Origin of the sequence: Occultella aeris, assembly GCF_902703175.1 — a bacterium.
Taxonomy (GTDB): Bacteria; Actinomycetota; Actinomycetes; order Actinomycetales; family Beutenbergiaceae; genus Occultella; species Occultella aeris.
The window spans coordinates 20356-31104 of record NZ_CACRYJ010000013.1 but is presented as its reverse complement, the minus strand read 5'-3'; the positions used below and the strand labels follow the sequence as shown (position 1 = coordinate 31104).

General features: G+C 72.0%; 12 protein-coding genes and 1 riboswitch. Of the genes, 8 read left to right on the top strand and 4 right to left on the bottom strand.

All coding sequences use genetic code 11. The annotated features are described in order from the left end of the window. Nucleotides 1-353 (top strand): RidA family protein (locus tag HALOF300_RS03735; protein WP_156739428.1); only part of this gene is annotated, 353 nt, incomplete at its 5' end. Further along, on the top strand, nucleotides 350-1228 hold the full coding sequence (locus tag HALOF300_RS03730; RefSeq protein WP_156739426.1) for an SDR family NAD(P)-dependent oxidoreductase: 879 nt from the start codon (nucleotides 350-352) through the stop codon (nucleotides 1226-1228). The genes HALOF300_RS03735 and HALOF300_RS03730, both read left to right, overlap by 4 nt. Here HALOF300_RS03730 and HALOF300_RS03725 read toward each other — a convergent pair. The 3 genes from HALOF300_RS03725 to HALOF300_RS03715 form a co-directional block, all read right to left on the bottom strand. Beyond that, complete coding sequence (locus tag HALOF300_RS03725; protein ID WP_156739424.1) at nucleotides 1225-1482, bottom strand: hypothetical protein; 258 nt, start codon at nucleotides 1480-1482, stop codon at nucleotides 1225-1227. The genes HALOF300_RS03730 and HALOF300_RS03725 overlap by 4 nt on opposite strands. 93 nt (nucleotides 1483-1575) lie before the next feature. Next, entirely contained in the window at nucleotides 1576-3936 is a 2361-nt protein-coding gene (metE, locus tag HALOF300_RS03720; RefSeq protein ID WP_156739422.1) for a 5-methyltetrahydropteroyltriglutamate--homocysteine S-methyltransferase, read from the bottom strand. A 145-nt stretch (nucleotides 3937-4081) separates the two neighbouring features. Then, nucleotides 4082-5020 carry a methylenetetrahydrofolate reductase gene (locus HALOF300_RS03715; protein ID WP_156739421.1) on the bottom strand — a complete coding sequence of 313 codons (939 nt, stop codon included), beginning with the start codon at nucleotides 5018-5020 and terminating at the stop codon, nucleotides 4082-4084. 36 nt (nucleotides 5021-5056) lie between these two features. Then, nucleotides 5057-5159: riboswitch (SAM riboswitch) on the bottom strand. Between the two features lie 145 nt (nucleotides 5160-5304). Between HALOF300_RS03715 and HALOF300_RS03710 the strand changes: the two genes are divergently transcribed. From HALOF300_RS03710 to HALOF300_RS03690, 5 genes are all read left to right on the top strand, one after another. Further along, nucleotides 5305-5862: a cytochrome b gene (locus HALOF300_RS03710; protein WP_156739419.1), complete on the top strand. Its 558-nt coding sequence runs from the start codon at nucleotides 5305-5307 to the stop codon at nucleotides 5860-5862. Nucleotides 5863-6019: 157 nt separating this feature from the next. Continuing rightward, nucleotides 6020-6220, top strand: a complete 201-nt coding sequence (locus HALOF300_RS03705) for a hypothetical protein (protein WP_156739417.1) — start codon at nucleotides 6020-6022, stop codon at nucleotides 6218-6220. A 37-nt stretch (nucleotides 6221-6257) separates the two neighbouring features. After that, entirely contained in the window at nucleotides 6258-6416 is a 159-nt protein-coding gene (locus tag HALOF300_RS03700) for a hypothetical protein (protein ID WP_156739415.1), read from the top strand. 72 nt (nucleotides 6417-6488) lie between these two features. Then, nucleotides 6489-7589 carry an S-(hydroxymethyl)mycothiol dehydrogenase gene (locus HALOF300_RS03695; protein ID WP_156739413.1) on the top strand — a complete coding sequence of 367 codons (1101 nt, stop codon included), beginning with the start codon at nucleotides 6489-6491 and terminating at the stop codon, nucleotides 7587-7589. After that, nucleotides 7586-8239, top strand: a complete 654-nt coding sequence (locus HALOF300_RS03690; protein WP_156739411.1) for an MBL fold metallo-hydrolase — start codon at nucleotides 7586-7588, stop codon at nucleotides 8237-8239. Before HALOF300_RS03695 ends, HALOF300_RS03690 begins: the two co-directional genes overlap by 4 nt. A 5-nt stretch (nucleotides 8240-8244) precedes the next feature. On the opposite strand, the gene HALOF300_RS03685 is transcribed toward HALOF300_RS03690, so the two are convergent. Beyond that, the gene (locus HALOF300_RS03685) at nucleotides 8245-9414 is read right to left on the bottom strand and encodes a citrate/2-methylcitrate synthase (protein WP_156739410.1); all 1170 of its coding nucleotides are present in this window, start codon (nucleotides 9412-9414) and stop codon (nucleotides 8245-8247) included. A 95-nt stretch (nucleotides 9415-9509) separates the two neighbouring features. Between HALOF300_RS03685 and HALOF300_RS03680 the strand changes: the two genes are divergently transcribed. After that, nucleotides 9510-10742 (top strand): citrate synthase, encoded by a 1233-nt coding sequence (locus HALOF300_RS03680; protein ID WP_156739408.1) that lies wholly within the window; start codon nucleotides 9510-9512, stop codon nucleotides 10740-10742. The last annotated feature ends 7 nt before the right edge of the window (nucleotides 10743-10749 follow it).

Here is a 10749-nt window from a genome sequence, read left to right as displayed (position 1 = left end):
GTCCAGACCAGCCCGCCGGCCCCTACTCCCACGTCGGCACCGCCGCCGGGCTGGTCTGGACCGCGGGCTTCGGACCTCAGGACCCGGCCACCGGCGCCGTCCCGGACGGGGTCGAGGCACAGACCGCGGCGACCCTCGACAACGTCGAGCGAGCCCTCGCCGTCGTCGGCCTCGACCTGAGCGACGTCATCAAGGCCACCGTGCACCTGGAGCACCTCAAGCGCGACTTCGCAGCCTTCAACGGTGTCTATGCCGAGCGGTTCGGTGACCACCGCCCGGTCCGGACCACCGTCGGCTCCGACCTGATGGACATCCTCGTCGAGATCGACGTCGTCGCGGCGCAGCGCGGATGAGCACACCCGCCGACCGGGAGGCGCCAGCGGACGGCTTGGCCAGGGTGGTCCTGATCACCGGCGCCGCGGGCGGGATCGGGCGCGCGCTCACCCGCCGGTTCGCGGACGTGCGCACCCGCCTCGTCCTCGTGGACCGCGACGGCGACGGCCTCGCCGCGCTCGCGCGGGCCCTCGGTGACCCGGCGACGATCCGCACCGAGGCGGTCGACATCACCGATGACGACGCGGTCGACGCCCTGGTGACCCGCGTGCAGGACCGGTGGGGCGCCGTCGACGTCCTCGTCAACAACGCCGCGTACGCCTACGACGACGACCTGCTCGGGACCACGCCCGCGCGCTGGGACGAGCAGGTCGCGATCGCGCTGCGGTCGGTCTTCCTGTGCAGCCGGGCGGTCCTGCCGGGGATGCGCCGCCGCGGCCGCGGCGTCATCGTGAACATGGCGTCGGTGAACGCCCACCAGTACTTCGGCAACGAGGCCTACAGCGCGGCCAAGGCGGGCGTCGAGTCGCTCACCCGCAGCATCGCGGTGCGCTACGGGCCCGACGGCGTTCGCGCGCTCGCGCTCGGGATCGGGACCGTGCTCACCCCGGGCGCCTGGGACGCGCGCATCGAGCGTGACCCGGACATCGTGGACCGGCTCAGGTCCTGGTATCCCATGCGCCGTCTCGGCACACCCGAGGACATCGCCGCCCTGACCGCGTTCGTCGCCTCCGACGAGGCGTCCTGGATCACCGGCACCACGATCATGGTCGACGGCGGTCTGACGGCGGGCAACCAGCGGCTCGCCGACGACGTGCTTGGCATCGAGCCGGGCGGCCCGCCCGGGCCGCAGGAGAAGCCGGGGAGGTCCGACGCGACGGCACCGGAGTTCTAGCGGTACTTCTTCATCGGGTCGAAGCCGTCCCCGGGCGACCGGTCATCCCGTGCCGCCGCGTTAGCCCGCCAGGCCCGCTTCTGCTCGGCCAGTATCCGCATCGTGACACCCATCTGGGCGATCGAGATCAGCACGACCGCACCGAGGAACAGCGGCAACCCGATCACCTCGGTCACCCAGAGCAGCACGGCTCCGACGATGAGCGCTCCGGAGAGCATGGCGGTGAGGACCAGGCCGCGGGTCATCGGATTCATCGCCCAAGTCTCGCAGGTCGATGTCCTTGCCGAGCAACGCCCGACGGCGGTCGCGCACCTGGGTGCGTGGCCGCCGTCGGGCGTGTGGTCGCGTCAGCCCTGGACCGGGGCTCCGAGCCGTTCCCGGACCGAGCGGGTCGCGGCGACGAGGTTCTCCAACGAGGCGACCGTCTCGGGGTAGCCGCGGGTCTTCAGGCCGCAGTCGGGGTTCACCCAGAGCTTGCGCTCCCCGACCGAGGCCAGTGCCGCCGTCAGCAGGTCGGTGATCTCGGCCGTGCTCGGCACCCGCGGGGAGTGGATGTCGTACACGCCGGGGCCGATGCCGCGGGCGAACCCCGAGGAGTTGATGTCCGGCAGGATCTCCATCTTCGACCGCGCGGCCTCGATGGACGTCACGTCCGCGTCGAGACCGTCGATCGCGCCGATGACCTCGCCGAACTCCGAGTAGCACAGGTGGGTGTGGATCTGGGTGGCGTCCGCAGCACCCGCGGTCGCGAGCCGGAACGAGGCCACCGACCAGTCCAGGTACGCGCTCTGGGCGGCGCGGCGCAGCGGCAGCAGCTCCCGCAGGGCGGGCTCGTCGACCTGGACCACGCCGATCCCGGCCGCCTCGAGGTCGGCGATCTCGTCCCGTAGGGCCAGCGCGACCTGGTTCGCGGTGTCCGCGAGCGGCTGGTCGTCGCGCACGAAGGACCACGCGAGGATCGTCACCGGCCCGGTGAGCATGCCCTTGACCGGGTGGCTCGTGAGCGAGGCAGCGTGCCGGGACCAGTCCACCGTGATCGGCGCGGGCCGGGAGACGTCGCCCCAGAGGATGGACGGGCGGGTGCAGCGCGACCCGTAGGACTGGACCCAGCCGTTCTGCGTGACGGCGAACCCGTCGAGGTTCTCCGCGAAGTACTGGACCATGTCGTTGCGCTCGGGCTCGCCGTGCACGAGCACGTCCAGGCCGAGCTTCTCCTGCAGCTCGATCACGTGGGCGATCTCGGCGCGCATCGCCTCCGCGTACTGCTCGGCTGTGATCTCGCCCTTGCGCAGGCTGGCCCGAGCGACGCGGAGCTCGGACGTCTGCGGGAAGGACCCGATCGTGGTCGTGGGCAGCGGCGGCAGGTCCAGCACGGCGTCCTGGGCGGCGACCCGTGCGTCGTAGGCGCTGCGGTGGAAGTCGGCCTCGGTGAGGCCGGCGGCGCGGCTCCGGACCTCCGGCACCACTACCCCGGGTGCGCCGGCCCGGTCCGCGGCGACCTCGCGGGAGCGGGCGAACGCCTCGCCCGCCGCGTCCGGCCCGGCGGCCAGTGCGAGCACCTCGCCGACCTTCTCGTCGGCGAACGCGAGCCAGGACAGCAGTCGCTGCGGCAGGTCGGGCTCGTCGGAGGTGGTGTGCGGCACGTGGAACAGCGAGGTGGAGGTGGACACGGCGACGTCGACGTCCCCTCCGAGGGCCGCGCGCAACGCGGCCACGGACGCGGTCGCGGCGTCAAGGTCGGTGCGCCAGATGTTGTGACCGTCGACGACACCCGCCACGACGGTCCGGCCCGCGAGGGCGGTACGGACCGCGTCGTCGATCGCGGGTGCCTCGCCGCGCACGAGGTCGAGCCCGATGGCTTCGACGCCGGTGGCTGCGAGGTCCGCGAACCGCTCGCCGAGCGGGCCGTAGGGCGTGGCCACGAACAAGGCCGGCCGGTCCGGGCGCGCCAGGTCCACCGAAAGTGCCTGGTAGGCACGCCCGACGGCGGCGCTCACCTGCGCGGACGGCTCCGCCCAGGTGTCGCTCACCAGGGCAGGCTCGTCGAGCTGCACCCAGGTGGCGCCCGCCTCCGCGAACGCGCGGAGCCACTCGGCGTACGCGACGAGCAGGTCGTCGAGCCGGGACAGCGGTGAGAATCCCTCGGGCGCCGACTCGCTCGGCTTTGCCAGCAGCAGGAACGTCACCGGGCCGACGATCACGGGCCGGGTCACCACGCCGTCCGCCAGGGCGGTTGCGAACGCCTCCACGCTCGGGGTCTCGACGAGACGGAACTCGGTGTCCGGTCCGATCTCCGGGACGAGGTAGTGGTAGTTGGAGTCGAACCACTTGGTCATCTCCAGGGGTGCCCGGTCACCCTCGCCGCGCGCGACGGTGAACAGGCCGGCGAGGTCGAGTGCGCCGTCCGGGCCACGCAGGTGCGCGAACCGCTCCGGGATCGCGCCCAGGTGCGCGGCCACGGAGAGCACCTGGTCGTAGAAGGTGAAGTCTGACGGGATGGACGCATCATCGGTGCCCAGGCCGAGTCCGGCCAGGTTCGTCCGAGTGCGCTCGCGCAGGTCCCCGGCCACCGCACTGAGCTCCGGCGCCGTGCTGCGGCCGGCCCAGAACGACTCGACGGCACGCTTGAGCTCGCGGCGCGGCCCGATCCGGGGGTAGCCGAGGATGGTTGCGGCCGGGAACGCGGGGACGCCTTCGTGCACTGACATGGTGGTGCTCCTTCTGTCCAGGGATGTGGTTCGAGCAGGGTGAAGCGACCCCCGTCGGCCGCGTGGGCCGATCGGTTGTCTCGATTGCCGGACCCGGACCGGTGCGCCCGCCATCGCGGAGCACACCCGGGTCAGGCCGGTGCGGTCACTGGGGGGCGGTGCCCCCCAGGGCAACTGTTGGGGCGAGTCCGGCCCGGTCGAGGAGGTCGAGCGCGGCCTTCGACGAGTTGAACGTGTACAGGTGCAGTCCGGGAGCACCGGCCGCGAGGACGCCGTCGATCAGGTCCACGCTCGCGGTCAGACCCCGCTGGTATGCCTCGTCGGGGCTCTCAGCGGAGTCGAGGGAGTCCAGGAGCTGTTCCGGGACCCGGACCCCGGTGAGCTCCTCGAGGCGGCGCAGCCGCTTCGGGTCGGTGAGCGGGATGAGCCCGGGGATGATCGGGATCCGGACGCCACCGGCCCGCGCTGCGGACACCAGTTCGGCGTAGTGCGCCGGGTCGAAGAAGACCTGGGTGATCGCGAAGTCGGCGCCGGCATCCTGCTTCTCCAGCAGCGCAGCCACGTCACTCGGGTCCACCACGGCCTGCCCGTCCGGCCCGTAGTCGCCACCGGGGTAGGCGGCCACCGAGATGCTGACCGGGTCCGCCGGCCCGAGACGTGCTGCGACGACAGTCCGGAGCAGGGCGACGAGCTGGCTCGCCCGGGTCAGGCCCTCGGGGTGCGGCTGCCAGTCCTCCTGGCCGGCCGGCGGATCCCCGCGCAGGGCCAGGAAGTCCCGGACGCCCTCGTCGAGCAGTTCGCTGACGTACTCGGTCAGGTCCGCCTCGGACGCGCCGACGCAGGTCAGGTGCGCTATCGGGGTGACGGGCGTGTCCCGCAGGATGCTGCAGATCAGGTCACGCGACGTCTGCCGGGTCGCCCCGGAGGCGCCGTATGTCACGGAGAAGTAGTCCGGCCCGATCTGGGCCAGGTCCAACACCGTCCGCTGCAGCGAGACCTCACCCTTGGGCGTACGGGGCGGGTACAGCTCGAACGAGATCGTGGGGCGCTCGCCCGGTGCCCGGTACAGGCTCGCCGTGCTCATTGCAACGCCCCGTGCGCTGATGATGCCTTCATGTGAACTCCATCGACCCTGGCTTTAGCACCCTTCCCCTCGGGAGGCTTCCGTTGGGGGGTTGCTGCGGCGTCGACGAGCCAGGACTCTCGACCGCTCTGGATGGTGATTGGCTTTCGATGGTACCCGGCCGACCGGCAATGCCGCGAGCGTTTCACCGACTGAGATTCTCCGGCTGAAGGTTCCACCCACCCAGGGCGTGCCACACCGACCCGCCTCGCCGTGCCGGCCCACGTGGAGGAGGATGCTCGGGCATGAGCGCGAACGGTGCCTCGACCGGCTACGGCACGGTCACGAAGGTGTTGCACTGGACGATGGCCGCTGCCATGGGCATCCAGTTCGTCCTCGGCTACTCGATCGACCGGTTCGACGACCTGCTCGAGTGGGCCGCCGACCTGTTCTTCGGTGGTGAGGACGAGTGGTGGATCGTGCCGCACGCGGTGCTCGGTACGGTCATCCTCGTGCTCGCGTGCGTGCGCGTGTGGTGGCGCCGCGTGGGCGGCCTGCCGGACTGGGCGCCCGGGCTCTCCGCAGCCGAGCGCCGCGTCGCGACCGCGGTCGAGCGCACCCTGTACGTGTTGATGTTCGCGATCCCGCTCACCGGTCTCGCACTGCTGTTCGGGACCGACTCCGAGTGGGATGTCGGACCGTACGAGTGGCCTGCACCGCTGCCCATCGTCGACGACGACGTCGGGCTGGTGGTGCACCTCACGACACACATCGTGTTCCTCCTGGCCCTGGTCGCCCACGTCGGCCTGGTGCTCAAGCACCAGCTCCTGGACCGGGACCGGCTGCTCAACCGGATGCTGTGATCGCGGCGCGCCCGCGTACCTCGACCGCGATGTCCGCGGATGGGTGCATAGTCGGGAACAACGCCGAGCCATGGCCGGGTCAGCCGAGTCAGCCGGGTCAACGCCGCCGGGTCACCGGCGGCCCGGCCTCGAGTAGGCGGCGGGAGGGAGCGCGAGGATGAACGGACGAATCGCCCAGTTGCGTGAAGAACTGAGCCTGGCCGCCGCCCGGGCCGAGCGGGACGCCGTGCTCGGCTGCATCGCCGCGACCTGCGAGGAGGACGACCTGCGGATGCGTGCCGGTGCCGGCGGCCTGGACGCGCGGGAGATGGCAATGCTGGACGACCTCGACGCACTGGAGGATCTGATCGGCGCCTGAGTACCGCCGTGGCGTTCCAGGGAGGATCCTGCACGTCATGGTGAACAGCACCGGGGCCGCCGTGGTGGTGCGCGGACTGCGGGTCATCCGCGGCGCCGTCACTGCCCTGGACGGCGTGGACCTGGACGTCGCCGAGGGCCTCATCACCGGACTGCTCGCGCTCGGGTCCGCCACCCTGCGGCGACGGACTCCCTGAGGTCCGCCCAACCAGGCTGGCCGCTGGTTAGGCTGGCCGCGAACCCCCGAACCCGAACCCTGAGGATCAACCGTGCCCCAGAAGGTCCAGGGCGTCATCGCCCGCGCCAAGGATGCCCCCGTCGAACTGACGACGATCGTGATCCCCGATCCCGGCGCCGGAGAGGCGGTCGTTCGGATCCAGGCGTGCGGCGTCTGCCACACCGACCTGCACTACCGCAACGGCGGCATCAACGACGAGTTCCCGTTCCTGCTCGGCCACGAGGCGGCCGGGATCGTCGAGCAGGTCGGCCCCGGGGTCACCGAGGTGGCGCCCGGCGACTACGTGATCCTGAACTGGCGGGCCGTGTGCGGCCAGTGCCGGGCCTGCCTGCGTGGCCGGCCGTGGTACTGCTTCGCGACCCATAACGCCACCCAGCGGATGACCCTCGAGGACGGGACCGAGCTCTCCCCCGCGCTCGGCATCGGCGCGTTCGCGGAGAAGACCCTGGTAGCCGCCGGGCAGTGCACCAAGGTGGACCGCGCCGCTGCCCCCGAGGCGGCCGGGCTGCTCGGCTGCGGCGTGATGGCAGGCATCGGGGCCGCCATCAACACCGGCGGCGTGACCCGCGGCGACACGGTCGCGGTGTTCGGCTGCGGCGGCGTCGGGGACGCCGCGATCATGGGCGCCGCGCTGGCCGGCGCGGGCACGATCATCGCCGTCGACGTCGAGGACACCAAGCTCGAGTGGGCCAAGGGTGCCGGTGCCACCCACACGGTGAACTCCTCGAGCACCGACCCGGTCGAGGCGATCCGCGAGCTGACCGGCGGCTTCGGCGCGGATGTGGTGATCGACGCCGTCGGCCGCCCGGAGACGTACAAGCAGGCGTTCTACGCGCGCGACCTGGCCGGCGTCGTGGTGCTGGTCGGCGTGCCGAACCCGACGATGACCCTCGAGCTGCCACTCGCCGACGTGTTCGGCCGCGGCGGCGCCCTGAAGTCCTCCTGGTACGGCGACTGTCTGCCGAGCAGGGATTTCCCGCTGCTGATCGACCTGTACCTGCAGGGCCGGCTCGACCTCGACGCGTTCGTGTCCGAACGGATCGGGCTGGGCGACATCGAGGCCGCATTCACGAAGATGCACGACGGCGCCGTGCTGCGCAGCGTCGTGGTGCTGGAAGGAACGACCGCATGAGCCCGACGAACGACGACCCCACCGGCACGCGCGTCGACAAGGTGGTCACCTCTGGCACGTTCTCGCTCGACGGCGGCACCTGGGCGGTCGACAACAACGTCTGGGTGGTCGGCGACGACACCGAGTGCGTCCTGATCGACGCGGCCCATGACGCCGACGCCATCATCGACGCCGTGGCCGGGCGCCAGGTGCGGGGCATCCTGCTCACCCACGCCCACGACGACCACATCGGGGTGGCCTGCCAGCTCGCCGGGGACTTCGGCACCCACACCTACCTGCATCCGGCGGACCGCGAGCTCTGGGACCGGACCCACCCGGGCGTCGGCCCCGACTCCGACCTGACCGACGGCGACACGTTCACCATCGGCGACATCAGCCTCGAGGTGCTGCACACGCCGGGGCACTCCCCTGGCTCGTGCAGTTTCCACAGCCCGGACCTTGGCGCGGTGTTCACCGGAGACACGCTGTTCCAGGGCGGTCCCGGCGCGACCGGGCGGTCCTTCTCGCACTTCCCGACGATCATCGACTCGATCACCGACCAACTCCTGACCCTGCCGCCCACCACGGTCGTGCACACGGGCCACGGCGATGACACGACGATCGGCGCCGAGGCCCCGCATCGGCAGGAGTGGGTCGACCGGGGGCACTGAGCCGGTCAGACCCGGTCCGGCACCGGTTGCGGCGCCGGCGGGCCGACGTAGCGGGCGGACGGGCGGATGATCTTGGAGTCCTCGCTCTGCTCCAGGATGTTGGCGGTCCAGCCGAGCACCCGCGCGGCGGCGAAGGTCGGGGTGAACAGGGCGCGCTCGAACCCGAGGTGTTCCATCACGGCGGCCGCGTACCACTCGAGGTTGGTGTGCAGGGCGCGACCCGGCTTGTGCCGTTCGAGAAGTTCGGGGATCCGCTCCTCGACGGCGACCGCGAAGTCGATGCGTGGCCCTCCGAGGCCCTGGGCGACCCGCTTCAGCAGGGCCGAGCGCGGGTCCTCGGTGCGATATACCGGGTGCCCGAATCCCATGATCCTCCTCCCGGCCCGTAGCTGCTCGCTCACCCAGGCGTCGATGTGCTCAGGTGTGCCGATCTCGTCGAGGCTGTCCAGGGCCCGGCTGGGCGCACCGCCGTGCAGCGGTCCGGACAGCGCGCCGAGTGCTCCGACCAGGCAGGACGCGGCGTCGGCACCGGTCGAGGCGATCACCCGGGCGGTGAACGTGGAGGCGTTGAAACCGTGGTCGATGGCCGCCACCAGATAGGCGGACAGCGCCGCGACGTGCGCGTCCTCGGCCTCCTCGCCGCGCAGCATGTACAGGTAGTTCGCCACCAGGCCTAGGTCCGGTCGGGGCTCGATCGACCGGTCCCCGGCCCGGAGCCTGGCGAGCGCCGCGATGATCGTGGGAACCCGCGCCGCGAGGCAGATCAGGTCATCGCGGCGCTGCTCACGGGTGAGGTCGTAGAGCGGTCGCAGGCCACGCTGGGATCCCTCGAGGGCGAGGGCCGCCCGCAGACCCGCGAGCGGGTCCGCCGGTCCGGCCGCCCGCCCGATGGCGGGAAGCAGGTTCGCAAGGTCCGGTGCCAGCGACGCCTGGGCGGCCACCTCGGCGGCGAACTCGTCACCCGCCGCGGCGTCGGGAAGTTCGCCGTCGAGCAGAAGCTTCCAGACGTCCTCGACCGGACGGGACTCGGCGAGCTCCGTGGCCGAGTACTGGCGGTAGTGATAGAAGCCCTCGTGGCCACGCACGTCACTGAGTCCGGTCTCGGTGACGACGACGTTCGCGAGCCCACGCGGGACGGTGATCGGGGCATTGTCCATGCGCGACGGTGACTGCATCGGTTCCTCCTGTGGCGGTCGGGTAGCCTCACGAGACCACACGCATTGATCCCTGACCAATCAATGTTGATCGCATCAATATCGCGGGAGGCGCCGTGTCCGAGCCATTGCCGCGCCTGACCACGGCGCAGGCCGCCGCGCGTCTGGGCGTGAAGCCGACGACCCTCTACGCCTACGTCTCGCGCGGGCTCATCGGGAGCGCCCGCGCGGAGACCGGCGGCGGCTCGACGTTCGATGCCCTCGACGTGGAGCAGTTGGCCGCGACGAGGCGGCGCGGACGGGCGGGTGCGGCTCCCGATCACAGCCGTGGCCGCCCGCTGATGGTCCTCGACTCACCGCTCACCCTCATCGAGGACGACGAGCTCTACTACCGCGGCCGCAGGGCCACGGACCTCGCCCGGACCGGCGGCCTCGAGGCCGCGATCGACCTCCTCTGGGCGCAGACGGCGGTCGCCGGCGGCCGGAGCTGCCACGCCTTGCCCGAGGTGGTCGGCCCGGCCCGCGCCGCTGGCGACCTCCTCGGGCCGGCGGCCCGGCTGATCGACCGGATGCAACTGAGCGTGGTGGTCGCGGGCTCGCATGACCCGCTCCGCACCGACCTCGCACCGGACGCCGTCCACTCCGCCGGGCGGCGCCTCATCGCCACCATGGTCGACGCCCTTCCCGACCTCGGACCGGCCGCCCCCGGTTCGGCGTCAGTGGCGCAGCGACTGTGGCCCAAGCTGACTGCCTCGCCCAGCACCCCGGCCGATCTGGCGCTTCTGGACGCGACGCTCGTGCTGTGCCTGGACCACGACCTGGCGACCGCGACCCTCGCCGCGCGCGTCGCCGCCTCCGCCCGCGCCCACCCGTACGCCGCGGTTGCCTCCGCCCTCTCCGCGTTCGACAGCGCCATGCACGGCTCGGCTCCGTCGGCGGCAACCCAGATGCTCCGCGACGGCCTCGACCGCGCGCCCGAGCGAGCGATCGCCGCAGTGGCCGCCCGTGGCCAGGGGATCCCCGGCTTCGGGCATGTGCTGTACCGCCGCACCGATCCGCGGGCGGCCTTCCTGTTGGGCCGGATGTCGAGCATGGACCGATACGCGGCCGCGATCCGCGTGACCCGGGAACTGGTCGCGATGGTCGGACCGCGCACCGGCCGGCCCGTCAACGTCGACCTGGCGCTGGCGGTCCTGGCCGTGGGAGCCGAGATGGGCGACGACGCCGGGCAGGTGATCTTCGCCGTCGCCCGGACGGCCGGGTGGCTCGCGCACGTGGTCGACGAGTACGGCCAGAAGCCGCTGCGACTGCGACCGGAGTCGGCCTACGTCGGCCCGCGGCCCGGGTGAGCCGGGG

Excerpts from the sequence above, each read along its gene's own strand:
- HALOF300_RS03730 (WP_156739426.1), top strand. The coding sequence starts at position 350 with ATGAGCACACCCGCCGACCGGGAGGCGCCAGCGGACGGCTTGGCCAGG.
- HALOF300_RS03725 (WP_156739424.1), bottom strand. The coding sequence starts at position 1,482 with ATGAATCCGATGACCCGCGGCCTGGTCCTCACCGCCATGCTCTCCGGA.
- metE (WP_156739422.1), bottom strand. The coding sequence starts at position 3,936 with ATGTCAGTGCACGAAGGCGTCCCCGCGTTCCCGGCCGCAACCATCCTC.
- HALOF300_RS03715 (WP_156739421.1), bottom strand. The coding sequence starts at position 5,020 with ATGAGCACGGCGAGCCTGTACCGGGCACCGGGCGAGCGCCCCACGATC.
- HALOF300_RS03710 (WP_156739419.1), top strand. The coding sequence starts at position 5,305 with ATGAGCGCGAACGGTGCCTCGACCGGCTACGGCACGGTCACGAAGGTG.
- HALOF300_RS03705 (WP_156739417.1), top strand. The coding sequence starts at position 6,020 with ATGAACGGACGAATCGCCCAGTTGCGTGAAGAACTGAGCCTGGCCGCC.
- HALOF300_RS03700 (WP_156739415.1), top strand. The coding sequence starts at position 6,258 with ATGGTGAACAGCACCGGGGCCGCCGTGGTGGTGCGCGGACTGCGGGTC.
- HALOF300_RS03690 (WP_156739411.1), top strand. The coding sequence starts at position 7,586 with ATGAGCCCGACGAACGACGACCCCACCGGCACGCGCGTCGACAAGGTG.
- HALOF300_RS03685 (WP_156739410.1), bottom strand. The coding sequence starts at position 9,414 with ATGCAGTCACCGTCGCGCATGGACAATGCCCCGATCACCGTCCCGCGT.